The following is a 23,925-nucleotide window of genomic DNA, read 5'->3' as shown; positions in this document are numbered from 1 at the left end:
TTCAGCAATTTTTAATTGTCATTCCCGCCTACCCGTCCTCGCGCCTGTCCTCGCTTGACGGGGATGACGGGGACGATCGGGAATCTCCCTCCCCACACACAAAAAAAATCGCCCGCACAACGGCGGGCACTAAAAAATTTCAGTGTGATTTATTTCACAGGCGGGAGCATCCCATTCTTGACGAATTCGCCATCAGGCTTATAGCAAGAGTAAAAATCGTCCCAATGCTCCATCAAGATATCGATGAGTTCCGGCTGGAAATGCGAACCACCAGAGCGTTTCATCTCTTCCTTGACACGTTCTTCCGGCCAAGCGGGCTTGTAGCAACGCGGGCTCGAAAGTGCATCCAGCACGTCCGCCACAGCGCAGATGCGTGCAGCAAGCGGAATTTCTTCGCCCTTGAGCTTATCCGGGTAACCCGAACCGTCCCAACGTTCATGGTGAGCGCCGGCAATATCAAACGCCATGCAGAGCAAGTCCGTCTTGGAATCGCGCAACAATGTGCGCCCAATAACAGAATGGGACTTCATAATTTCGAATTCATCAGGCGTAAGCTTGCCCGCCTTGTTCAAAATCATGTCCGCAATGCCGACCTTACCAAGGTCATGGAGCGGAGCCGCATAGTAAATCAGTTCCTGCTGGTCTGTCGGGAGTCCAAGATACCTGGCGAGCTTCACAGAAATCTCTGCCACACGGTGGATGTGATCGCCCACTTCCTGGCTGCGGAATTCAGAAACTTCGCCCAGAATACGGATAAGTTCCATGTGCGCCGACTTGAGTTCATCAGCCTTGCGTTCCAGCTGCTTTGCATAGCGCTCCAGCTTCTGGGCGCGGATAGCCGACTCAATCGTCTTTGCAGAATAAACAGAAATAAGCTTCAAGCGTTCAAGGTCTTTCTTGGAGAAGAACACATTCTCCCCGACCTTGTTAATTGCCTGGAACACACCCATCACGCGACCATCGCTTTCGAGCGGCATCGTCATCACGGACGTCGTGTGGTAGCCGTTCTTGATGTCGCTTCGGCGGTCAAACCTAGCATCGCGGTACGCATCGTCGACAAGCACCGGTTCACCCGTCTTGAGCGAATACCCGACAAAGCCCGCCGAAAGCGGGATGCGCAGTTCGCTTACACCATGGGCGACCTTGGTCCACAGTTCGTTCCGTTCTTCATCGATTAGCCAGAGGGAGCAACGGTCAGCTTGAACAATCTGCCGTCCCAAATCCGCCATAAGCACCAAAAGGCTGTCGGTCTTATGTTCGGCAGCAATTTTGGGCATGTACTCGAACAGTAGAGCAGCGACTTCGCCGTCTCCAAGATCGGTAGCGTTTTCCAGGTAGCTCATAACTTGTAAAAAAATAGTTAATTTCGCACAAAATGCAAAGTATCGTTGACGATATTCGGGATTTTTTTCTATTCTTTGCGCACCAATTGGAGGAATAGGCTAATTGGTAAGTCAGCGGTCTTGAAAACCGCCGCCGTAAGGCTTGGGGGTTCGAGTCCCTCTTCCTCCGTAAAAGCGTTTCCGAGCCCCGGAAACGCTTTTTATTTATACTTCTTATTTGTAAAAAGCGCGGCAATCCGCCGCAAAGTCGGCCGCCGCCGAAGCAGGCTCATCGTAAATCAGCGTACACACCTTCAAAGGGAGCGGAAACTCCGCCCCGAACGATGCCATGCACGATGAAGTAGTCGCCCCCGTCGTAAAAACATCGTCCACCACGACCACAGTCCCCCGCGTAGGCATCTCCCGCGGGAAATTCGCCACAAAAGCCCCCGCCACGTTCAATTCGCGCTCCTCTTTCGAAAGTTTCGTCTGCGAAACCACGAACGTCTTGCGCTTTAGCCACCTGCAAACCTTGCCTCCCGTCGCCGTCGCAAGCGCCGCCGCCAAAAGCTCCGCCTGGTTGTACCCACGCTCGCGATACCTCGCCCTATGGAGCGGAACCGGCACAAAGTAAAGCGGCTGCGCAAGCATCAACAGTTCCTGCGCCACCATCCCCTGCTTTACCGCCGACGAATGTCGCACCAAGTAAGAGGCAAGCCCCGGAATATTCCTGTACTTGAGCGCATGAACAAGCTTGCGCGTCAAAGGGCGCATCGGGAAAAGGCAAAACGCATCCTCGTTCGGGAATTTAGGCGCGCAAGATTCCCGCACAAGCTCCGCCGCGCACGCAGGGCAAAGCCACGGGTCCAGCCGCTCCGAAGAACTCCCGCACCCCAAGCATTCCATCCCGAAAACAAAATTCGCCACCGTCCGTAAAACGCCCATAAAGCCTCCTGTTATAAAGAGCGATACATAGCGCAAAACCGCGCCCACCTCTATAACACGCTTTTTTCAGGCAAATTGTGCAGTAAAAATTTATTTTACGAGCCAACTAATGACTAATGACCAACAACCAATGACCAATAACTAATAACTAATAACTAATTACTAATTACTTATTCCCCTGATAACGTAGGCACATCAAGAGCCCCACGAGGAACATGCACACAAGCGCAAACGAGCCGCCATAAGAGAGGAACGGCAGCGGAAGCCCCGTCACCGGCATAAGCCCAATCGTCATTGCGATATTCACTGTGATGTGGAACAGGAAAATCGTGCACGCCCCCATCGTCACAAGCGTCACAAACGGGTCATCGTTCGTCTTGCAAATCGACGACGCCCGCCACAAGAACAACGTAAACAGCACAAGAACCGCCGCGCACCCGACAAAGCCAAACTGCTCCCCAAGCACGCTAAAGATAAAGTCCGTATGTTCTTCGGGCAAAAACGAGAGGTTCGTCTGCGAGCCGTTCCCAAAGCCCTTGCCACCAATGCCGCCGCTACCAATTGCCGTAAGCGACTGCAACACCTGATAGCCATCGCCCAGCGGGTCACTCATCGGATCCAAGAACGTATTGACGCGCTTCTGCTGGTGCGGTTCCAGCATGTTCCACACCATCGTGCTGGCGTAACCCGCCAAGATGTTCGTCGCGATAATCACGCCCGAGAACTTCTTGGACAAATGCCTGCGCAACACGGAAAACACGACAAGGCAAATCAAAACGCCCCACAAGACCTGCATCATCATCGACTGCGAATGCGAAAACAGCACCGACAAGACAGGGCTTACAATCAAGAACAAGTCCGTAAACGTGAGACCCGCAAAAAAGAACCCAACAAGCGTCACCGCCGTAAACACAAGCGCCGTGCTCAAATCCGGCTGCTTCAGCACCAGCAAGAACGGCACAACAAAAAGTCCAAGCGGTACCAAAAAAGTCTTGAGCTTATGCAAACTCACAGGATGTTTCGAAAGCCAGTACGAAATCGTAATCAGGTACGCAATCTTTGCAAATTCCGAAGGCTGCAGCTTGATGACCTTCAAGTCAATCCAGCGACCAGCCCCTTTCACGTCGCCCGCAAAAATGAGCACGAACAAAAGCATGACAAGCGCAATCACGTAAGACGGCACCGCCACGCGCTTGAGCCAGTCTATCTTCACAAAAACAAGGCCCACAGCAATCGCAATACCTGTCAAGAAGTATATGATTTGTCTAAACCAGTGCGTATCGTAAACGGCCAGTTCCTCGCCCACGGTCGCCGAATACACGAGGAACACGCCAAACGTCATGAGCGTGAGTGTCACGACAATAAAGAACCAGTCAAACTTTAACGACTTGTCTTGAATGCGGTCGGAACTCATTGTTGCTCCTCTTCTTCTTTTCCAAAGAATGCCATCAGCACCTTACGCGCAATCGGGGCAGCCACAGAACCACCACCGCCGCCCGCTTCCATAATCACAGCTACCGCAATTTGCGGGTCTTCAAGCGGAGCGACCGCCGCAAACCAGGCATGCGTCTTCTGCCCTTTTTTCCATTCGCCAGAACCCGTCTTTCCGCCCACGCGAATTCCAGGCACAGCGCCCTTCTTTCCAGTGCCACCCGGATGGTTCACCACGGAATCCATGGCATTCAAAAGCACCCGATGCGTCTCGGGCTTCATCGTTCCAGGGCGGATGATTTCAGGCTCATAGCGGCGCACCACATTGCCCTCGGCGTCTTGCAGTTCCTTCATAAAGTGCGGTCGGTACACGCCCTTGTTCGTCGCCAAAGATCCAATAAACACCGCCTGTTGCAAAGGCGTCACCATTTGTCCCTGCCCAATCGAGAGGTTCAGAATCAGCCCACGTGCCCAGCGCCAACCGAGGCGCTTGTTACGCTTGTTGAACGACGCCGAATCCGGAAGCCAGCCCGCACGCTCGCCCGGGATATCCACGCCAAGCAACTGTTCACCATAACCAAAGCGGCGAGCAAATTCATTGATACGCGCCATATCGATTTCAAGGCCCGCCTGATAGAAATACACGTCACACGAAAGGCGCAGCGCATGCACCACGTTCAAGTTCCCATGCACGCCCCAGCACCTCTGGTAACGCGCCCCGTACTGGTAGCCGCCCGTACAAGCTTTCGGGTAATACTTTGTCTCCGAAATAATCCCGCTTTCAAGCCCCGCCCCAGCCGTCACGAGCTTAAAAATCGAAGCCGGCGGATAAATGCCCGAAATCGCGCGGTTCGTGAGCGGTCGCATCGAATCCAAAGCCACATGCGCCCAACCCTTGTTGCGTTCACGGCGCTTTAACGAAAAGATATTCGGGTCCAGTCGCGGTGAAGAGACCATCGCCAAGATTTCGCCATTGCGCGGGTCGATTGCTACCAAAGCGCCTTTCGCCGAATCGGGAATCGCCGCTTCCGCCGCCTTTTGCAACTTCAAGTCAATCGTCGAAATCATGTGCAAGCCCGGTTCCGGCGCAATAAAGCCGCCCACATCCGTAAGCGTACGCACTTCGCGCCCCGAAGCATTCACTTCCACAAGCTTGAGCCCGTTCTTGCCGCGGAATTCCTTGTCGTATTCCTGCTCCAAGCCCTTTTGCCCCACGCGATCGCCCTGCGAATAAGATTCGTATTCCGGGAGCTTCAGCTGCTCTTCCGAGATTTCGCTCGTGTAACCGAGCACATGCGAGGCAAGCGTCCCATACGGGTATTCACGGCGCGATTCAATAATCACCGAGACGCCCGGCAGCTCCGTCGAATGTTCTTCGATCACCGCCACCTGCTCCATCGTCGCATCTTCCAAGATGCGGACCGGTCGCGTACGCACCCAGCGGATCCTCTGGAACGCCGTATCGAGCGACAACGAATCAAAAAGACGTACCCCCGCTGCATCGCGGATGTTCAAAAGCTTCTTGAAAATGGAATCCCTAGCCGCCTTCTTTCGCGGCATTTCAAGCGCCTGGAGTGCAATCTGGTACGAGGGTCTATTGCGCACCAGCACATTCCCGTTGCGGTCATAAATGTAGCCTCGGTCGGCAATCAGCTCAATTCGACGCAAGCGGTTATTTTCGGAGCGCTGGAAGTTCTCTTCGTAATGCAAGTACTGCAGCGAAAAAAGCTTGAGCAGAATCACCGTAAAGACAATGACCGTCCCCGCCAAAAATATCAGGACGTTCCAATTCCTACGGACTCGAGCCTCGTTCTCCGAAGTATCGTTATACATCCGACTTCTTCCCCGAAGTGAGGTAGAACAAAATACCGCCAATAATCACCGTATAAATGCTCTCCGGCACCGTTTTCGTCAAGAACAAAGTCGTTACGACATCCTTTTCGAGACCCGTAATGAGGAAATAGAACATGTCGTTCACATAGAACGCAAGCCCAAGAACGCCCACTTTCGGAGGCAAGTTGAGCGTGAGGAAATGCTCCTCGAGCTGCCCCACGGCAAACCCAACAATCGTCATGGCAATGGTATTGGCACCCAGCCATTCCACCGGCGCATAGACATCCAGCGTGAACCCCGCCAAGAATCCCCAGAAGCAGCCCGCACCAGCCCCAAAACGCAAAGCCACGGATACAATGAAGATAAGGATAAAGTCAGGACCCACGCCCAAAATCTTAAGCCAGTCGCCAATCGTCGACTGCACCGCAAAAGCGATGACAAACATCAGGAGCGTCTTTAACCATCCGTAATTACTCATCGAGCAACTCCTGGATAATCCAATCCGGTTCCTTCTGCATCACAAACACCTCTTCCAAGGTCGAAAATTCCTGGAACGGCTTCACGTCCATAAGGCTCATCACGTCCAAATCCGCCTTGCGAACCCTGTGCACCGTGCCCACCGGGATGCCCTTCGGGAAAATACCGCCAAGCCCCGATGTAATGAGCGTATCGCCCTCGGCAACACCCGCATGCGAGGGAATCATCGCCGAAAGCAAATGACCGTCTACAGACTCCAAGAAGCCCACCACACGTGTACGGCGTTCAAGCACGGAGAGTTTCAAGTTCGGGTCCACCAAGAGCTGCACGCGCGAATGTGTCAGCGAAGCCTTTGTAATCTTTCCGACAAGGCCGTTCATCGACATCACCGGCATGTTCTCTTTCACGCCATGATGCGTACCACGATTAATCACGAGAGTCGTGAGAAAACGCCCGGGGTTGTGCCCCACCACGCGAGACGTCACAATCGGGAAATCCCACTTGTCGTCAAAACGCACCAGCGTATGTAACCTCGCCAGTTCCTGCAAGCCCTCGCTCGCGTGGTAAGTCTCCTGACGGAGCCTTGCGTTTTCCGCCTTCAGATGGTCATTTTCCGCCTGCAAAGACTTGAAGTCGTTCACAGAGGCAAGCAACAGTTGCACCGGATAAAACACCGTCGAAAGCGCCTTGTCGACAATGCTCTCGCGCACCGCCGTCGAAGACGCATGCATCAGAATCCCTAAAACGAGAAAAAAGGCAAAAGCGACAACGCCATGCCTTTGGGAAAACAGATCGACAATAAAGCGAAAAGCTCTAAGCATCGAAGTGCAATTTCAGAATTTAGGTAGAAGAAGCCACCAAAACAGGACGATACTTGTCCAAGTCTTCGAGAATGCGGGCTGCACCCTTGCAAACGCAAGTCATCGGATCGTCAATCACGTTCACGGAGAGCCCCGTTTCCCTACGGATACGTTCGTCGAGACCGCGCAACTGGGAACCACCACCCGTGAGGATAATGCCCTTGTCGTAAATATCAGCGGAAAGTTCCGGGAGAGTGATGCTCAAAGCCTGCTTCACTGCTTCGATAATGGTCGTCACCGGTTCATTGATGGCTTCGCGGATTTCGGCACTTCCGATAGGAATCGTACGCGGCATACCGGCGATAAAGTCAAGACCCTTGACTTCCATCGTCAATTCTTCTTCGAGCGGGCTTGCAGAACCGATCTGGATCTTGATCTGTTCAGCAGTGCTTTCACCCACGCAAAGGTTGTACTGAGTACGGAGGTAACGCACAATGGCTTCGTCCATTTCGTCACCGCCAACGCGCACAGAACCGTTGCAATCAGACTTGTTCAAGGCTATCACGGCGATGTCGGACGTACCGCCGCCAATATCCACAATCATGTTACCCACCGGTTCTTCAACCGGGATACCCATACCGATAGCAGCAGCCATCGGTTCATGGACCAAGTGGACTTCCTTAGCGCCCGTCATCTTGATAGCATCGATCACGGCACGCGTTTCCACTTCGGTAATTCCGTTCGGAACGCCAACCGCCACACGCGGTTTTACCATCCACAACGGATAGCGCTGCACACGCGTAATGAAGGTGCGCAGAAGCGTTTCCACAAGTTCAAAATCAGCAATAACACCATCACGCATCGGGCGAATAGCGCGGCTTTCGCCAGACGTACGGCCAAGCATCTTCTTAGCTTCGCCACCGATAGCAGTCACACGATTGCTCTTACGGTCAACAGCAATCACAGTCGGTTCATTAATGACGATACCCTGTCCAGCCACGTGGACGAGTGTATTGGCGGTACCCAGGTCAATACCGATATCACAAGAGAAAAGTCCGAACAAAATTTAGCCCTCTAAAAAAGAAATCCCACAAGCCAAATATAACTAAATCAAGCTCGTTTATAACCTACGGATTTTTGTCCTTGCCGAATTTTAGAACCTTGGAATAACGGTCCCAATGTCTGCCATGAACCTCGTAACGGTACTTGCGTTTCTCGTACATGGCAAGGTCTCGATAGATGTAAAAATCGACCTCGGCATAGGCTGCATAAATTTCCGCTTCGGCGCCTTCGAACAACCTAAAATCACGCACTTTGTAATACGGTTCATCGAGCAAGTCAGCCTTTGTCGCATTGGCATTCAAAGTCTCAGCCACCATGAACTTCAAGTCTTCCTGCAAGTACGTGAGGAGCTTCTTTTCGATGCGCTCCGTCGGCTCCGAGCACGACGAAAGCAACACAAGAAATATGAGGGATAAAATTTTCTTCATGCTCATAAAATAAAAAAAGAAACGCACCCAGATGGAATGCGTTTCGAAAATTGTTGCTAGTGTTTAGTTGTTGGTCATTAGTCGTTAGAATTATCGACTCAAGCCAATGACCTTAACTAATGACTACTAACCATTGACTAACGACCTGTTAGAACGAATACGTTGCAGAGATTCTGGAGAAGAGTCTGCCTTCGCCCTGGAACGGGTTACGGAAGAGGAGGTCTTCAGCAACGGTCACGTCGATCTTCAACTTTTCTTCGATGTTGATACCGAAACCGAAGCCGACATGGTCCTTGGAGGTGCCATCAGCGAGCGGGTTCGTGCTGAAAAAGTTGCCGTCATCCTTGCAAATGCCATACTGCTTGTCATTGTACTTGTCAACGTTCTTGTCATTGACATTGCACTTTGTATAAAGGATAGACTTCTGACCGCCAACGCGGATCACGAACCAATCCCACCAGATGTTACGTTCGATACCGAAGCTGATCATGCCGCCGATATCGGTGCGATCGTCCCAGTGCTTGTTGTCTTCGTTGCGGGAATCATAGGTCCAAGTCTTGGTATTTGCATTGTAGAGCCAGTCATGAGCCTTTCTCTTGTTCCAAATGAAGTCCAAGCCCATCCAGAAGAAGCCACGGTCGAGAGCGACGTTAACGCCAACACCCACCTGAGCATGCTTTTCGTCCAGACCCGGAGCATCGATGAACTTGAGGTTCAAGGCCGGAACAAGTTCGCCGTTGATAGCATCCAAAGTAAAGAATGCACGGGACTTGATCAACCAGGAGAAGTTACCGTCATCAAAGAAGCTGTGGTGTTCCGGACCGTACTGGATACGAGCCAAAGCCAAAGAAAATTCCAAGTCAAAATAGTTCGAGATCTGGTAGTTCAAACCACCGTCTGCCTGGACTACAGAAGCAAAAGCGTTCTTCTTGACCTGGTAGTTACCGTCTTCAGCCTTGTCGCCACCGTCCTGCTGGGCAATGTAAACATGCAAGCCCCAGGAGTTGCCGTCCGAGAGCGTACCACCCAAGAAGCCGTCAAAGTTCGTCACCGTTTCAGGAACATTAGTCGGAGCACCATTTTCGCCAATCACGACATCCGGCAAGTACTGCATGAGTTCGGTATTGATACGGCCAAAGAGACCACCGATAGAGATACGCGGATCCGGATTGTTGTCATCGCCAATAGAAATGGAGAAGATACCACCGAAGTTCGGGTGCTGCGGGTCAACGTTCTTACCCGATTCAACATCCTGCGTATAAGGACCGAATTCACCAATCAAATAGTTCGAATAGAGATTGATGTTAGCCGGGTTATCGAAGATGCTTACATCGTCCATGATGTAAGTCGTGTTCTTACCCATAGATTCAATTCGGGCAAACGTTGCAAAAGCAGACCCGACACCAAGAATCCCAAATGCGGCGCCTACGGCGGCTACAGTTTTTAAGTTCATGGATTAACTCCTATTGAAAATTCTTTTATAAAGTTAGTTTTATAAAAGAAAAAACGCAAGAATATTTTAATAAAAGAACGATTTTTTTGGGGCTTTTTATCCCCTACGAAAAAATAAAAAGACCAGACGCGAGTCTGGTCTTTTTTGCAAGCTTTGCTTGTGAATTATTCGGTGAACGTGAACGGAATCGTAACCGTCGTGTTACCGGACTTCACCTTGCTGAAGGTCCAGCGGCTAACTGCATTCTTGACTTCGGAGTCGAATTCTGCGAAACCGGTCGTCGAAGAAACAGTAGAGATGCTGATGATTTCGCCACCCGGAGCGATCGTGAACTTCAAGGTAACCTTACCCTGGAATCCCGGCTTCTTCTTCAGGCACTTGTTATAGATGTGGCGAAGACCCGGAGTACGCTGGCGGACAACCTTCATGATGTCTGCAGCGGAACGAGAACCACCACCGGCACCCATGTCGATATCGCGCATAGACGGAGTCTTGATGGAACCCTTAGCCTTAGTAGCGATACCACCGCCACCACCGCCAAGGAGACCTGCAAGGCCGTCACCGATACCACCGGAACCACCTTCTGCGTAACCTTCATTGAAGCCACCATTAGCCTTACCGCGACGGCCACCGAGAACGGTCTTACCCGTAGTCTGGAGACCAGCGACGTCCTTGAGCACCTTATCGATGTCCTTGGTGAACTTCTGGTTCTTCATCAAGTCATAAGCAGCAGCAGAGGCATTCTTGGTCTGAGCAGTGAGGAGCTTGAGCACGCCGCGAGTCTGCGGAGCGTTCGGCTGACCCTTACCGCGCGGCTTACCACCGCCACCAGCTTTCTTACGAGGCTTCTTCGGTTCAGGCTTCTTCTTTTCTTCCTTCTTTTCTTCCTTCTGCTCAATCTGCATGGAAGTAGTAAGGTCCACGGAATCAGCGTTGTCGAATACGACTTCAGCAACGACCTGTTCGTACATGGAAGCCCAAATACACATAGCCAAAGCGATCACAAGAGAGACACCGGCGATTGCGCCCATCTTCTTGTCGGATTCCGGCATGAGCGACGCAATAAACGGATCTATGTTCTTCTTTGCCATTGATTATTCCTCCCCGCCGTTCTTTTCCATCACGGCGAATGCGATATTCGTGTATCCGGAGAAGCCGCAAGTGGCCATGACCTTATACATCGCATCATACGGGATGTTCTTGTCAATCTGGACAATGATGTGACCAGCTTCGTCAGCAGGAAGGCCCATCTTGAGAGCATGTTCCTGTTCGATAGCGCGACGGTCCTTCAGGATTTCGTCCACCTTCGTAACGAGGAGGTCTTCCTGAGCGAGAACGTCAGCGGTCGGCACGACCTTTTCATTGTCAACGATAACGTAGTTAGCATCGACCACGACAGTCAAAGAAACTTCCTTCGGCTGGACCTTGGAGGTCGAGATCGGAAGAATCAAGTTTTCTGCCTGGGTCAAGAGCTGACCTTCAGCGTCCATGTTCTTGATCATGAACACCAAGATGATGGTCATCATGTCCATCATGGACGTTAAGGAGAAAGGTACGTCTTCGCTATACTTACGAGATTTTCTAGCCATGATTAACCTCCCAACTTAGCAAGGTTGATCTTGCTGAAACCAGCTTCCTTAGCACGGTCCATGAGCTGGATGATCTTGTCGAACTGAGTGTCGTCGTTTGCAACGATGATGATGTTATCAACGTCGTCCAAGTCGATGAACTGAGTATGGATTGCGATCAAGTCCTTAGCAATGAGATCGTATGCGGAGAGCGGATAAACCATTGTCTTGTCGCCCGGCTTGAGAGTGCGGGCAGAGTTCGGCTGAAGCGTTGCAACTGCCATGCCCGGAGTCGGAGCCTTGAGAGCGGCCGGCTTCTGCAAACCCATTGCGCCTTCACCCGGAAGGGACAAGAAGTTGTTGGCGCCGTCTACGTAAGCACTGTCGGCATGAGCTTCTTCAGCACTACCGTCGTTCTTGTAGGCAGCCCAGATGACCTTACCCGGGTCTTCTTCAGATTCTTTCTGAATAGCCCAGAGTTCGATGGTTTCGATTTCGTAGAGATACTTCTCTTTGTCCATTTCGGAACCATCTTTGCACTTCGGTCCATGTCCACTTTCAACAGCCGTCTTCACGTCTTCCATCGGATACGTAACGAGCTGAGCATCAGACTTGCAACGGAACGTCCACATTTCCTTGAAATAGACGTTCGGCTGGAAACCACCGCGTGCACCGATAACAAGGTAGTTGTTAGCGATAGCGAGTGACAAGTTCAATGCCTGCTCATCAGGTGGAGGCGGCACGTCATTGTCCATGATCATCTGGCTGCGTTCAGGCAGGTTCACTTCGACAATGGCGAGTTTGGAGAAAGCAGTCATGGTCAAAAGCATAGGAATCAAGATGGTGAACAAGCCCATCGCCGGAAGCAAATCCGGTTCTTCGACCTTTCCTGGTTTCTTGATATTTTTTGCCATGTTTATTTAAACTCCAGTTAAAATTAAACTCTCTGATTGATTATGCGAGGGAGTTGATAATCTTGAGGCCCTTTTCTTCCATTTCCTGGATGAGGCGTTCGGAGTTCATGTTGAGAAGACCAACGATAACGAGGAGCGGAACTGCAGAGAGAAGTCCGAGGAGCGTCGTACCCATAGCGATAGCAATACCATCAGCAAGAGCCTTAGCACGTTCAGAAGCCGGCTTGTTAGCAACAGCGTCGAATGTGTAGATCAGACCGTAAATCGTACCCATAAGTCCGAGCAACGTGGAGATGGAAGCCATAACGGAGATGATGGAGATGTAGCGAGTGAGGCGCGGAGCTTCAGTGAGGAACACAGCGTCAGAAGCAGCAGTCATCAAGTCACGAGCCTTGTCTGCATCCTTGCAGTTGAGCTTAGCAGCGACGATAGCGTCCATAACCTTAGCAATCGGGAGCTTGGAGCTCTTAGCGAACTGGAGAGCCTGTTCGAGCTGGTTCTGCATGACGAGCTTACCGAAATCGGCCATGAACTTACCGCGGCCCTTGGAGCTCTTAATCATAATGTAGGTAACACGTTCCAGGGAGAAGCCAAGGCCGATGATGAACACGACCAAGATGATCCACATGAACTGGTAACCATCAGATTCAGGGCTGAAGGATTGAAGCAATTTAGACATTAGAGACTCCTTTAATTGAGTTATTGTTTTTGTTGTTTTTGATAATCTTCGTTCATATTTATTTTTTTTTAGAGCGTTGTGGGAGATTTTAGTAGTAAAACTTTCTTTACCGCTAGGCAATCGCCCTCAAGCCCAATAAAATAGGGGAATCCCATGAACTAGGATTCCCCGTAAAATAGTTTTTACCGCTATTTCTTCTTGCCTTTTTTAGCCTTTTTCTTGGCTTTCTTGGCTTCAGACTTAGCCTTCTTGCCCTTCTTGGACTTCTTGGAGGAGGTCTGTTCGACAGCTTCATCATCAGAAGATTCAGAAACAGCTTCTACGCCTCTTTCGGAAGCCGGGATAAGGCTCGGGTTAGCGGTCCATTCCTTGAGCTTGGCGAGTTCTTCTTCAAGCTTTGCACGATCGTCCTTAGTTTCCTTGACGATGTTGCGGAATGTAGCAACCTTTTCTTCCAAGGTCATAGCGTCAGACTGTTCAATCTGTTCGATACGGGCCTTCAACTTGAAGTAGGTCGGGTCAGCGAACAGCGTGGACGGGTCGAACTTTTCGATCTTGGTGTTGAGATCTTCGTTAGCTTCGTCGAGCTTTCTCAAGGTTTCGTAAAGCTTGGAGGTCCATTCGTTATCGATACCGTAGTGAGCAGATGCCTTGATACCGGTAGCGCACTGCGGGATAGCAAGCTGCTTAGCGGCGTCAGAACGGCTATTCAATTCTTCACGGTAGGCTTCCAAGTCTTCGTGGGCAGCCATGATAGCGTCATCCTTCACCATGCCCTGACCGACGTATTCACGGACGATCAAAGCACTATCCGGAAGCGGAGAATTAGCGAATGCATCAGCAACTTCGACGAACACAGCGCAGCCCTGGTAGTACATTTCGATGTAGCCCATTTCTGCAGCGATCACGTCCTTGTTGTAGAAGCCCTGGTCACGAGCGAGGTCGATGTTCTTCTGGAAGATCGGACGAGCCTGTTCGTAGTAAGACGGGAGCTGTTGCACAATGCCGATGCGTTCTGCAAACTTTTCTTCTTCCTTCTTACCGTTGAGCTGCTGTTCACGAATCTTTGCAGCCATCGTCACGAAGAGCATACCCATCTTGTTGGTGGCACGGAAGGTCCACTTTTCAGATGCGTAGGCAGCAGACTTGGAGTAGTGACCCATAGCCTTCTGGAGGGTTTCAACCAAGCTCTTGATGATCTTGGCCTTTTCCTTTTCCTTGCCCTTCAAGACAACCGGAGTCATCTTGTTGTATTCCTGTTCACCCATATAGAAAGCAGCTTCAGCCGGGATAGCAGCATCTGCGTTCTTGATCTGCAAGCCGTACTTGTCGTAGGCTTCGAGAGTCTTCTTATAGTATTCGACAGAGCTTTCTTCATCCTTGACATTGCGGTAGGCACGGGCGATACCGATATAAGCGGCAATCAGCTTTTCCTTGTCTTCCTGATACATTCTGATGAAGTTCGTGTATTCCTGGATAGCCTGCTTCCAGTTCTTAGCATTGGCGTATGCCATCGGGATAGAGAAGGCAGCGTCAACAGCGTAAGAGCTCTTCGGATAGTCGCGGACGAGGTCCTTGTTACAACGGATAGCTTCGTTAGTCATCTTAGCTTCGTCATAGCTCAAGCATGCGCTATAGAGGAAGGACGGAGTTTCTTCGTTCTTCGGGTAACGCTTGTAAGCAAGTTCGAAGGTAACAGCAGCCTGCTTCTTATCCGGGATGGAATCGTAAGTCTGAGCGGCAAAACCAATTGCCTGGAATGCCATGGAATCCTGCGGGAAGTTGTCGGTAATGAACAAGAACGTCTTGGCGGCCTGAACCGGCTGCTTGTCCTTCTTGTAGTTACTTGCAGCACGCAAGATACCCTTAATCGTAAGCGGAGACTTGGCGTAGCTCTTCGGGAGGAGCATGAAGGTTTCAGCAGCCTTCTTGTACTGGTTGGTAGCTTCGTAAGCTGCAGCAGCTTCGAAGATAGCCTTGTCAGCAATGTCGATGTTCGGATAGCGCTTCACGAGGTCCAAGTAAGCCTTGGCACCAGCTTCGTTCTTGCCAGCCTTGACAGAGGATTCAGCCTTCTGGAAGAGGACGTAAGCGATAGCCTTTTCGATTTCAGCAGCCATGGAGTCGTTGCGAGTTTCCTTAGCCTTGTACTGCTTGAGGAGCCATTCAAATTCGGTGAGAGATTCATCGAGCTGATTGGATTCAAGGAGAGACTGAGCAAGCATACGGCTGATGAGCAAAATGTACTGGTGCTTCGGGAAGTCCTTCTTGAGCTTGCGGAGGACGTTCACAGCAACACTGAACTGCTTTGCATCGTAATGAACGATAGCGGCGTTGTATGCAAGTTCTGCAGCTTCCTTGTTCTTGCCGAACTTAGCCATGTACTTATCGACCTGGTCGAAGTAAGCCTTGGTTTCGGGCAAGTTGTATGCCTGGACGGCATCATCGTTAGCCTTGGTCTTACGAGCATTTTCGCGAGCCTGGTCCATCATGAGAACGGCGTTATAACCAGCTTCATCCTTCGTGAGGAGGTTGCCGGAACCCATTTCGCGACGGCCGTAGCGAGTCGTATCGGTTTCAACAATCCAGTTGAACATCTTGGCAGCGTTAGCATGCTGACCCATTTCCTGATAGACGAGAGCGAGGTTGATGTGAACCTTGTATTCGTCCCAGGTCGGTTCCTTGGCATAGCGCTTCAAGAATGCTTCATAAGCTTCGATAGCCTTGGCATACTGTCTCTTGCCGCCTTCGATATCACCTTCCTTGGTGAGCTTAGCAGCCTGAGCGTGGTGATACTGCGGAATGTCGAGCATAGCGCCACGGATAGCCTTTTCAGCGTTCTTCACAGATTCCGGATACTTCTGGTTCTTCTTGTACCAGGAAGAGTTACGGTCATAACGCTTCACGACGTCATAGCGGTGAGCCTGAGCATCGTCAAACTTCTGCTGAACGATCAAGATTTCGATCATGGCAATATCGGCGAGCGGAGCGTCGATATAGTCCGGGTTGATCTTCATCAAGCGCTTGAAGGACTGGACTGCTTCTTCGTTACGGTCATGGTCCTTGTTCTTCATACCGATACGGTAGTAGACAGAGTCCTTGAACGGAACCTTCTTGTCCTTCAAGAAAGCTTCAGCTTCCTGGACACCACCACCTTCCAAGTCAGAGAAGGAGGCTGCCATGAAGTCCATTGCTTCAGGACGCAAGTCCTTCGGATACTTACCGGCGTCAGCACCGACGATGTAGTCGTAGTACTGCTTAGCAGCGATTTCGTATTCGGCAGTGTTATAGTAAGATTCTGCCAAGTGGTACATGGCAAGAGCAGCTTCCTTACCCGTGAGGTTCTCGAAGCCAGTCACCTTCTTATAGGCGGAGATAGCGTCCTTGAACTTGCGGTTCATGAAGTGGTATTCAGCGATACGGAGCCATGCCTTCGGCACGAGACCGTTATCCGGGAAGTCCTTGACAAGCTGCATACGGAGCTTGTATGCCTTGTCATCTTCACCACTAGCTTCCTGCACAGCAGCAGCCTGGTAAAGCACGACAGGAGCCTTGTTTTCCTTCGGATACAAGTCAATGTATTCAAGGAAGTAGCCCAAGGACTTCTTATGATCGGCCTTCGGGAACTGATTGATGTTAGCGCACTTTGCCGGCTTGTTATCGCGGTCAGCGCACCATGCAACATCTTCTTCGTACTGAGCCTGGATATCCAGGAACTGCTTTTCTTCGAGCAAGAACTGATAGTGACCAAGCTGTTGCAAAGCAGATGCGCAACGGTTACTAATCTTGCCCTTGCAGCGTTCTACCTGACGTTCCCACTGGGCAATAGCATCGCGCATGCCAGCTTCATCGAGACCGCCAGAACGGCAAGCCTGTTCTGCCTGGTTCTTAGCAACTTTATAGGAACTGGCGCACTGTTCATAGCCAGAATTACCCTTACCAATGGACTTGCACTTTGCAAGCAACTTCTTAGCTTCGGCCGTTTTTTCTTGACACGGATCCGATGCAGCAAATGATGTTCCGACCATGGAGCAAACAATTGCTGAGACGAGCAAAAGATTTTTCATCGTTCTCTATCCACCTATGATATCATAAAAATAAAGGGAAAAACCCGGATTACTCCAGGTCTTCCAAATCTCCAGCAGGAGAAGATGTGCTTCCACCAGCACTTCCACCGCCCATGCCGCCGCTAGCCTTGGTCTTGACAGTTGCCAAGGTAAAGCCTGCGTCTTCCAAGATACGCTTACGGTTGGATTCGAAGCGGTCACTCTGGATAGATCTCTGCATGAAGGATGCGTAATCTTCAATAGCTTGGTTAGCCTTGTCGAATGTCGGACGCAAAGCTTCGCGCTTGCTTTCCACACGCGGAGTCGGCAGCTGACGAGCAAGATCCAAGGCAAGAACCTGGACAGAGTCGAATTCGCTCTGCATTGCATCGTAAGCCTGACGAGCGCTATCGCGAGCAGCGACAGAAACAATCGGCTGTTCCGTGCGCTTTTCAGCCTGAGTCAAAGCTTCAATTGCACCCTGATAATCTTTCTTCATGAAGTGGCAGTAACCAATCACGAGGTAAGCTTCAGACACGAGGAAGGATTCCGGAAGGTTGGAAATGATCCACTTTGCCGGCTTCATAGCTTCATCCGGCTTGTTGACCTTGAGGAAGGACCATGCGATACCGAGCATAGCTTCGTCGAACACCGGAGATTCCTTCTGGACCTGACCATACATCTGAGCGGCAGCTGCGATGTCCGGCTTTTCACCAGAGAAGAAGAGGTGGCCGAGCTTAACTCTTGCAGCGTCCTGGAGGTCGCGTTCAGACTGGTTGGAAACCGGCTGTTCCGTAATATCGCGGAAGCAGTTTTCAGCTTCGTCGAACTTGCCCATACGGCTGTTAGCAATACCCATGGTATAGCGAGCGTAGAAGTAGTTGGCGTTACCCGGGAGGATGGAGGCGAGCAAGTCGACGCATTCCTGATAGAGGCCCTGTTCGAACTTGATCTGACCTGCAACGTAGTCAGCGTCAGCCTTCACGTCGCTTTCACCAAACTTCTGAGCAATGTTCTGATACTTGGTCATAGCTTCCGTGTACTTGCCTTCCTTATAGTCGATGTTCATCAACTGGAAGTGGTACTTAGCACGCTGGTCACTCTGCGGATAGCGCTTGATAGCGTCTTCGTAGACAGACTTTGCAGCCTTGTGCATACGGAGGTTTTCGAAAGACTTAGCCTTGTAGAAAGCAGCCTGGTCGACAAGGTGGAATGCCGGGTACTTGGTCTGAACCTTACCGAAGGCATAAGCAGCTTCGAGGAACTGACGGTTCAAGTACAGACGCATTGCAGCGCGGTAGTCGTTTTCAGGTTCGATCTTCAAGCGGCGATAACGTTCTTCACCAATCTTCTCTTCACGGGTATCACCGAAGCGAGAAGTCAGCTTGACATTCCACACGAAGCCACGGTTCTTCTTAGCCCAGAGGTCATCGTGAGAAATTTCGAGGTCAAGAGCGAGGTAACGGAAGATGCTGACATCCTTAACGTTGACCGTTGCGCCAATGGCCGGGTAGCCTTCCTTAGTGAAGCGAGCGCGGACACCAAGGTGAGAAGAAAGATAGTAGGTCAAGGTGAAGCTCATTTCGAGGTTAGCACCCTTACCACCTTCATCAGCATCGTGAATGATGTCGATGAAAGAGAATTCAGCCTTCATTTCGAGGAGACGGTTGAATCCGCGATAGAACAAGGACAAGTTCAAGTTCGTCGGGATCTTGTAAGCATCAGCTGCGCCCATGAACACAAACTTGAAGCTACCATCGCCATCAGCTTCGCTGACAGCCGGAGCAAGGAGGTTCTGCACGCTTGCGCCAATGAGCAAGTAACCGTACTTCGAAGAAGCAAGCGGGTTCCAGCTCAAGCCCACGTCAGCACCGACAGTGAGCTGCTTGAGTTCGTCGAACTGGTTGATGTAAAGCACATCGAGGTTGACGCCAAGGGAGAGCAAGTGGAAGAGTCTGTAAGCATAGCCGAACTGAACGGCAATTTCGCTATAGGATTCGCCACCTTCGATGGAAGCACCGTTTTCGAAAAGAGAAATGCCCCAAGTGTGCTTGTAGTCAATCGGGTATGTCAAGCTGACATATTCCTGGCTGGCTTCGCCACTAATGGTGCTAAAGAAAGCAACGCTAAGTTCGAGCTGATCAGTTTCAGAAATACCAGCGGGGTTCACATACATCGCGGTGTTGCCACCATATTCAGCAAACCAGTCATTCTGCTGATACTTATTCGGCGTGTAGGTGGCCTCTGCAAACAAAGAAGAGCTGGCTACGGCAAGTCCGAGAACGGACGTCTTGATGAAACTAGTACGCATCATCACCTACTCCTTTACTTAATATCCGTGCGGATGAACTCAATACGACGGTTCTGCGCACGTCCTTCAGGTGTTTTGTTAGAAGCAACAGGCTTAGTGTCGCCCAAGCCCTGGGTAGTCATACGGCTTTCGGCAATGCCCTTTTCAACAAGGAAGTTCTTCACAGCGTTTGCACGGTCTGCAGAGAGCGTCATGTTCTTGTCCTTGTTACCGATGTTATCGGTATGACCAATGATTTCGAAAGTAGCTTCGGGGAAGGTTTCCATGATATCGACAACCTTCATCAAGGAGATGTAGGAGTCCTGAGTAATCGTGGACTTACCAGATTCGAAGTTCACACCTTCAAGAACGAAGACCTTCTTCGGCGGCTGCGGGACTTCGTCCGGGCATCCATCGTCGTCCTTGTAGTTGTTGAGAGATTCAGGCTGTTCCGGGCAGAGGTCCACACCCTTACAGATGTGAGCGTACTGGGAAAGCATACCCTTAGCTTCAACCCACGGGTCGCAGAGACCGTCGCGGTCGTTGTCGGCATCCGGGCAGCCATCGTCGTCCTGGAAACCATCGAAGTCTTCAGCTTCTTCAGGGCAGTTGTCAAAGCCAGAGCAAACGCCGGCGTACTTTTCGGAGAGACCTTCTTCAGAAACCCACGGATCGCAAAGACCATCGCCATCAGTATCCGGGTTACGTGTTTCTTCGACAGCTTCTTCTTCCTTAACGACGTCAGTTGCAGTAAGACCAATATCCAGCTTGCCCTTGCCGCGCTTGATCATCGGCGAGGTGGACTGGCAGAAGAAGTTCGAGTTGCCGAGAGACGGGTTGATGAACTTCGGGTCCAAGGACACGTTCGTGCGGTTCACCTTGATGAACTGGTTGAACGGGTAGTAGTTCTTGTAGATGTTGTTGTATTCCACCTTCGTCTGACCGGCAGCCGGGTCAGCAAACACACCGTAGTAGTGGTTTTCCATGAAGATGTTGTTACGGGCGACCAGGTTGGTCGGTCCCTTGAGGGTCAAGCCAGAGTAGCCATTGCGGAGCACGACGTTCTGTTCGATGTAAGCATCGAGAGACTTAGCACCCCAGGCGAGAATGCCGGACCAGCGGTTGCCGTACACCACGTTGTTGCGGAGCCACGGCAGAGAAATGAAAGCACCGATACCCGTTGCGTGGTTATCGATCACATAGCAATGATGAATGTAGGGGGCAGCGTTTTCGCAAAGGATACCTTCGAGACCGTTCCTCACTGTGAAGTGCGACATTTCGGCGCCCGAAGTACCCATGACGGTCGGACCGCGACGGCCACCATCGATGATGGTAGACAATGGGTCCTCGCCCTTGAGAACAACACCCATGATCAAGGTGATGTTTTCGTTATAAACACCGCGTTTGACAAGGATTGTATCCCCGGCATCCGCATTTCCGAGAGCATCAGCAATCTTAGCGAAATCGCCAGGCACGTTGATATTCTTTGCCATGGCGGTTCCTGAAAGAAGCATCGCCCCGGCCGTAATTAAGACCAGTTTCTTTAGGGTCATACTGCTACGTTTCTCCAATCATAGAACACTTAAAATTCGTTTAACATACGCTTGCCAGTTTGGCAAACACAAAACCCATGTGGGAATATACCTTCAAAAATGACTTTAGTCAAATACTTTTCGTCAAAAACGCCATTTTTCGTGTAAAAATTACACAGGTATAGCCTCTGGGGAATAACTTATCTGTCAATCCTCGCTCGGAAGATCGTCCTTTTCCTCCTCCTTCTTTGCACCTTGAATTGAAACGCGAATCTCTTGGCAGGTCTTCTTGATGTTCTGCAAGACCTTGCGAGCGCGCGTGCCAGCTGACTTGTTGCCGCGTTCGAATTTCTCGTATTCGCGTTTGAAATTTTCAATTTCTAGTTCGAGATCGTTTACTAAACTCATAAGCAAACTCCAAAAAAAGATGCTTTTTGGAAAATAAATAAAGTTTTTGCTAAAAATTCGCTGTTTTGCAAAATTACGTTTACGTTTACAAACTATTACATAGATATAGAGTCATTCAACAACTTATTAACAGTGTGATAACCGCCACAGGTTCTCCAAAGCTTTCCAACCCGCCTCTCCGACATTTTCTGAAAAATCATTCACGAACATCGCAATGTGGGATTTGATGACTTCGTTGTCATCGATTTGTGCTTTTTCGACGATAAACGGGGTCACCGGATCAAGTCTTTGACGGGCAATTCGGAGACTACGACGGATTTCATTTTCAACCGATTCGATAGTCGCAGCCCCCAGTTCCTTTTTCGCCACAGCGATGCCCAGAGGAATCGGAGAACCCGTTTCCTGTTCCCAGTAGGCGCCCAAATCCTGCAAAAGGTGTAGACCGTCGCGTTTCCACGTAAAACGGTGCTCATGGATGGTTACCCCCTGAGGAACATTCTTGCTCAGGAGCCCCTGGTAAACCTCGTTAAAGAGGGCGTATTCGAGTTTTGGAGCGTTTTTGAACTGATGGGCGTACCAGAACTTGAAAAGGAGCGCAGCGGTCGTATTTGCGCCCGGAAGAGTCGTTGGGAGTTCTGGATTAAACGCATTGGACTCCGAAGAGAGCAAAAGCGGACCACAGCCGTACCCGATGGCTCCCCCACAACCGAGACAACGGTACGTACCTTCAATTTGGGGATAGACCTGAGCGCTAATCTTTGCGACATCAAGTTCGCCGCGCAGGACCATCTCGTTGAGCGTCTGCACGTCGGCAAACGTGACTTTCCATTCGAACGGGGAGCTTTCGAGCCCCTGGAGCAAGGCTTCGTAAATGAACGTATCGTTAGGACAGGTGGAAATACCAAGTTTTAGTTGCATATGCTGTAAGGAGTAAGAAATTTGATGCTGGAAGTAAATTTAACTGGATTGACGCTTTGCGTCCGAGGCTTCGGCTCAGAAATAGGCTTGCAAGCAACCTGTTTCATTCGCCTTGCTCTCGTTTCTTCGGGCTACGCCCTCAGAATGACGTCAAAACGGTGCGGAGGGAGGCGAGAGCATCCTTAATGCGCCAGGTGGATTTGTCGCGGGTAGTGGCAAAGTTGCTCACGGCACGGATTTCGTAGCAAGGGACGCCAAAGGCGTGGCAAATCGAGAAGCAGGCAGCCCCTTCCATCGATTCGACATCGACATTGAAGTTTTCGACACGTTCTTTTGCCATGGACGCAGTTCCCGTGCAGCAATTGACGCTGAGACCGGCAACAGGCTTTAGATTCGAAAGCCAGGCGGGAACGCCCCGTAACGACGAAGATTCGTAGACTTGCGCAGACGTTTGAGGAACAGAGCCATTCGCAGAGGTTGCACAAACTTTGTACCACGGCGTAAACGAGCCATCACTTTCGACAACGCCAAGGTCCCCTACAACTTCGGAATCGACACGGACAACGTTACCCACGTTCAATCCGCGACCGGGATAGGCGCCACAGATGCCCACCAGCACCACATGCGTAAAAGGGCCCTCGGCAGCAAACCGAGAAAGCAAAACGGATAAATTTGTTGCAAATTCAAGCAAGCCCACGCCAAGGACAACGGCAAAGCCGCGCCCTTCGGGCAGTTCGACTATTTCGCCTAAACGAATGTTATTTTGAACAAAGGACTTGCATTCAGGAAAGACTCCAAAAAATTCCAAGTTTGACGCAAACGCAAACAAAGGAACAAAGTTGTCTTCCATAACACGCCCTTACTCGAGACGTTCGACCTTTGTCGAGAGTTCGTTTTCGAGTTCCGTGACTCGGTCTAAGCTCAAGTTCCACGGGCGTTCGACTTCACAGCGGGCACTTGCCACAGCAGTAGCCTTAGCCAAGCAGCTTTCAAAGCTCAGATTTTGTTCGAAAGCATAGAGCCAGCCCGCAAAGAACGAGTCTCCGGCGCCGATATCATTTTTGACCGTAATCGTAGGCGGCTGCAACTGGATGCCCTGGAATTTCTTTTCCATGAGGCGGAAGGCACGCACAGGAGCGTCCTCTTCGGTCACAACGAGATTCTTGATCGGGAGGCGTTCAAGGACAGCGGTTGCAGTCATCTTCCAGAACTGCGGACTTGACTTGACCTGTGGAATGCCCATGCGTTCCAAGAGCTTGCAATACTCCAGCATGTTGATTTTCAGGAGATCCACGCCCTTTTCAAGAAGCTCATCAATGCTGTCTATAGCATCGACAAAGATGTGCTTATCGCTAAAGTCTAGCTCATTGAACATCTTCGCGTTAAAGCCTTGCGGGAACGTTCCACACAAAGCGATATACTGCGTCGAATCCCAGTAATCATTCAGCGTTTGTGCAAAATCGTCGTTCTCGGAATCCGCAAGAGTCGGAGACGGCTCCACGAGCTCCGTCGTGTCGCCGTTACAAGCAATCGTCGTGCAGATGCGCGTATTTTCGCGAATCCAGATCGGCACCTGCTGGATGCCACAAGCAGAAAGCTCATCAAAGATTTTTTCTCCGTTCCCGGCACCGAGGAAATGCATCAAGCGGGGCGTGCCGCCCAAGAGCTGCAACACACGGCAGCAGTTGATGCCTTTACCCGACGCGTATTCCTTGACCTTGGAGATGCGGTGCACTTCACCTGGAGTAAACTTATCCAGAAAGAACACCCTCTGCCAAGCAGGATTCAAACCGAGAACTAAGATTTCCCTTGACATCGC

20 protein-coding genes and 1 tRNA gene are annotated in these 23,925 nt (G+C 50.8%); 1 reads left to right on the top strand and 20 read right to left on the bottom strand.

The window, feature by feature from the left end:
- Positions 1–149: 149 nt before the first annotated feature.
- Positions 150–1,343, bottom strand: a complete 1,194-nt coding sequence (locus BUC30_RS11440; protein WP_073424970.1) for an HD-GYP domain-containing protein — start codon at positions 1,341–1,343, stop codon at positions 150–152.
- An 88-nt stretch (positions 1,344–1,431) separates the two neighbouring features.
- On the opposite strand from BUC30_RS11440, the gene BUC30_RS11435 reads away from it, so the two are divergent.
- Positions 1,432–1,512, top strand: a tRNA-Ser gene (locus BUC30_RS11435).
- Between the two features lie 44 nt (positions 1,513–1,556).
- On the opposite strand, the gene BUC30_RS11430 is transcribed toward BUC30_RS11435, so the two are convergent.
- The 19 genes from BUC30_RS11430 to BUC30_RS11340 form a co-directional block, all read right to left on the bottom strand.
- A complete protein-coding gene (locus BUC30_RS11430; RefSeq protein WP_073424969.1) occupies positions 1,557–2,267 on the bottom strand; it encodes a ComF family protein in 711 nt (236 codons plus the stop codon).
- 166 nt (positions 2,268–2,433) lie between these two features.
- Positions 2,434–3,681 (bottom strand): rod shape-determining protein RodA, encoded by a 1,248-nt coding sequence (gene rodA / locus BUC30_RS11425; RefSeq protein ID WP_073424968.1) that lies wholly within the window; start codon positions 3,679–3,681, stop codon positions 2,434–2,436.
- Complete coding sequence (mrdA, locus tag BUC30_RS11420; RefSeq protein WP_073424967.1) at positions 3,678–5,531, bottom strand: penicillin-binding protein 2; 1,854 nt, start codon at positions 5,529–5,531, stop codon at positions 3,678–3,680. The genes rodA and mrdA overlap by 4 nt, the downstream gene beginning before the upstream one ends.
- Positions 5,524–6,009 carry a rod shape-determining protein MreD gene (gene mreD, locus BUC30_RS11415; RefSeq protein ID WP_073424966.1) on the bottom strand — a complete coding sequence of 162 codons (486 nt, stop codon included), beginning with the start codon at positions 6,007–6,009 and terminating at the stop codon, positions 5,524–5,526. Before mreD ends, mrdA begins: the two co-directional genes overlap by 8 nt.
- Positions 6,002–6,829, bottom strand: a complete 828-nt coding sequence (gene mreC, locus BUC30_RS11410) for a rod shape-determining protein MreC (protein WP_073424965.1) — start codon at positions 6,827–6,829, stop codon at positions 6,002–6,004. Before mreC ends, mreD begins: the two co-directional genes overlap by 8 nt.
- 19 nt (positions 6,830–6,848) lie before the next feature.
- On the bottom strand, positions 6,849–7,871 hold the full coding sequence (locus tag BUC30_RS11405; protein ID WP_073424964.1) for a rod shape-determining protein: 1,023 nt from the start codon (positions 7,869–7,871) through the stop codon (positions 6,849–6,851).
- Positions 7,872–7,935: 64 nt separating this feature from the next.
- Positions 7,936–8,298: a hypothetical protein gene (locus BUC30_RS11400; protein ID WP_244536606.1), complete on the bottom strand. Its 363-nt coding sequence runs from the start codon at positions 8,296–8,298 to the stop codon at positions 7,936–7,938.
- Between the two features lie 148 nt (positions 8,299–8,446).
- Positions 8,447–9,751, bottom strand: coding sequence for a hypothetical protein (locus BUC30_RS11395; protein ID WP_073424962.1), 1,305 nt, complete (start codon positions 9,749–9,751; stop codon positions 8,447–8,449).
- 164 nt (positions 9,752–9,915) lie between these two features.
- On the bottom strand, positions 9,916–10,842 hold the full coding sequence (locus BUC30_RS11390) for an AgmX/PglI C-terminal domain-containing protein (RefSeq protein ID WP_073424961.1): 927 nt from the start codon (positions 10,840–10,842) through the stop codon (positions 9,916–9,918).
- Positions 10,843–10,845: 3 nt separating this feature from the next.
- A complete protein-coding gene (locus tag BUC30_RS11385) occupies positions 10,846–11,340 on the bottom strand; it encodes an ExbD/TolR family protein (RefSeq protein ID WP_014546558.1) in 495 nt (164 codons plus the stop codon).
- Positions 11,341–11,342: 2 nt separating this feature from the next.
- Complete coding sequence (locus BUC30_RS11380; protein ID WP_073424960.1) at positions 11,343–12,233, bottom strand: ExbD/TolR family protein; 891 nt, start codon at positions 12,231–12,233, stop codon at positions 11,343–11,345.
- Positions 12,234–12,273: 40 nt separating this feature from the next.
- A complete protein-coding gene (locus BUC30_RS11375) occupies positions 12,274–12,912 on the bottom strand; it encodes a MotA/TolQ/ExbB proton channel family protein (protein WP_073424959.1) in 639 nt (212 codons plus the stop codon).
- Between the two features lie 188 nt (positions 12,913–13,100).
- A complete protein-coding gene (locus BUC30_RS11370) occupies positions 13,101–16,979 on the bottom strand; it encodes a tetratricopeptide repeat protein (RefSeq protein ID WP_073424958.1) in 3,879 nt (1,292 codons plus the stop codon).
- A 49-nt stretch (positions 16,980–17,028) separates the two neighbouring features.
- Positions 17,029–19,272 carry a tetratricopeptide repeat protein gene (locus tag BUC30_RS11365; protein ID WP_073424957.1) on the bottom strand — a complete coding sequence of 748 codons (2,244 nt, stop codon included), beginning with the start codon at positions 19,270–19,272 and terminating at the stop codon, positions 17,029–17,031.
- 11 nt (positions 19,273–19,283) lie between these two features.
- On the bottom strand, positions 19,284–20,741 hold the full coding sequence (locus BUC30_RS11360; RefSeq protein WP_244536605.1) for an OmpA family protein: 1,458 nt from the start codon (positions 20,739–20,741) through the stop codon (positions 19,284–19,286).
- Between the two features lie 246 nt (positions 20,742–20,987).
- Entirely contained in the window at positions 20,988–21,188 is a 201-nt protein-coding gene (locus BUC30_RS11355; protein WP_014546551.1) for a hypothetical protein, read from the bottom strand.
- A gap of 126 nt (positions 21,189–21,314) precedes the next feature.
- Positions 21,315–22,106 (bottom strand): 1,4-dihydroxy-6-naphthoate synthase, encoded by a 792-nt coding sequence (locus BUC30_RS11350; protein WP_073424955.1) that lies wholly within the window; start codon positions 22,104–22,106, stop codon positions 21,315–21,317.
- Between the two features lie 139 nt (positions 22,107–22,245).
- Complete coding sequence (mqnB, locus tag BUC30_RS11345) at positions 22,246–22,956, bottom strand: futalosine hydrolase (protein ID WP_073424954.1); 711 nt, start codon at positions 22,954–22,956, stop codon at positions 22,246–22,248.
- A gap of 9 nt (positions 22,957–22,965) precedes the next feature.
- Complete coding sequence (locus tag BUC30_RS11340) at positions 22,966–23,922, bottom strand: 1-phosphofructokinase family hexose kinase (protein ID WP_073424953.1); 957 nt, start codon at positions 23,920–23,922, stop codon at positions 22,966–22,968.
- Positions 23,923–23,925: the final 3 nt, after the last annotated feature.

The organism is Fibrobacter sp. UWB7, assembly GCF_900142945.1.
Taxonomy (GTDB): Bacteria; Fibrobacterota; Fibrobacteria; order Fibrobacterales; family Fibrobacteraceae; genus Fibrobacter.
This window is presented reverse-complemented; position numbering and strand designations above follow the sequence as displayed.

Bases quoted from the DNA above. Each gene is read 5' to 3' on its own strand.
- BUC30_RS11440 (WP_073424970.1), bottom strand. From the start codon at position 1,343: ATGAGCTACCTGGAAAACGCTACCGATCTTGGAGACGGCGAAGTCGCT.
- BUC30_RS11430 (WP_073424969.1), bottom strand. From the start codon at position 2,267: ATGGGCGTTTTACGGACGGTGGCGAATTTTGTTTTCGGGATGGAATGC.
- rodA (WP_073424968.1), bottom strand. From the start codon at position 3,681: ATGAGTTCCGACCGCATTCAAGACAAGTCGTTAAAGTTTGACTGGTTC.
- mrdA (WP_073424967.1), bottom strand. From the start codon at position 5,531: ATGTATAACGATACTTCGGAGAACGAGGCTCGAGTCCGTAGGAATTGG.
- mreD (WP_073424966.1), bottom strand. From the start codon at position 6,009: ATGAGTAATTACGGATGGTTAAAGACGCTCCTGATGTTTGTCATCGCT.
- mreC (WP_073424965.1), bottom strand. From the start codon at position 6,829: ATGCTTAGAGCTTTTCGCTTTATTGTCGATCTGTTTTCCCAAAGGCAT.
- BUC30_RS11400 (WP_244536606.1), bottom strand. From the start codon at position 8,298: ATGAAGAAAATTTTATCCCTCATATTTCTTGTGTTGCTTTCGTCGTGC.
- BUC30_RS11395 (WP_073424962.1), bottom strand. From the start codon at position 9,751: ATGAACTTAAAAACTGTAGCCGCCGTAGGCGCCGCATTTGGGATTCTT.
- BUC30_RS11390 (WP_073424961.1), bottom strand. From the start codon at position 10,842: ATGGCAAAGAAGAACATAGATCCGTTTATTGCGTCGCTCATGCCGGAA.
- BUC30_RS11385 (WP_014546558.1), bottom strand. From the start codon at position 11,340: ATGGCTAGAAAATCTCGTAAGTATAGCGAAGACGTACCTTTCTCCTTA.
- BUC30_RS11380 (WP_073424960.1), bottom strand. From the start codon at position 12,233: ATGGCAAAAAATATCAAGAAACCAGGAAAGGTCGAAGAACCGGATTTG.
- BUC30_RS11375 (WP_073424959.1), bottom strand. From the start codon at position 12,912: ATGTCTAAATTGCTTCAATCCTTCAGCCCTGAATCTGATGGTTACCAG.
- BUC30_RS11370 (WP_073424958.1), bottom strand. From the start codon at position 16,979: ATGAAAAATCTTTTGCTCGTCTCAGCAATTGTTTGCTCCATGGTCGGA.
- BUC30_RS11365 (WP_073424957.1), bottom strand. From the start codon at position 19,272: ATGATGCGTACTAGTTTCATCAAGACGTCCGTTCTCGGACTTGCCGTA.
- BUC30_RS11360 (WP_244536605.1), bottom strand. From the start codon at position 20,741: ATGGCAAAGAATATCAACGTGCCTGGCGATTTCGCTAAGATTGCTGAT.
- BUC30_RS11355 (WP_014546551.1), bottom strand. From the start codon at position 21,188: ATGAGTTTAGTAAACGATCTCGAACTAGAAATTGAAAATTTCAAACGC.
- BUC30_RS11350 (WP_073424955.1), bottom strand. From the start codon at position 22,106: ATGCAACTAAAACTTGGTATTTCCACCTGTCCTAACGATACGTTCATT.
- mqnB (WP_073424954.1), bottom strand. From the start codon at position 22,956: ATGGAAGACAACTTTGTTCCTTTGTTTGCGTTTGCGTCAAACTTGGAA.
- BUC30_RS11340 (WP_073424953.1), bottom strand. From the start codon at position 23,922: ATGTCAAGGGAAATCTTAGTTCTCGGTTTGAATCCTGCTTGGCAGAGG.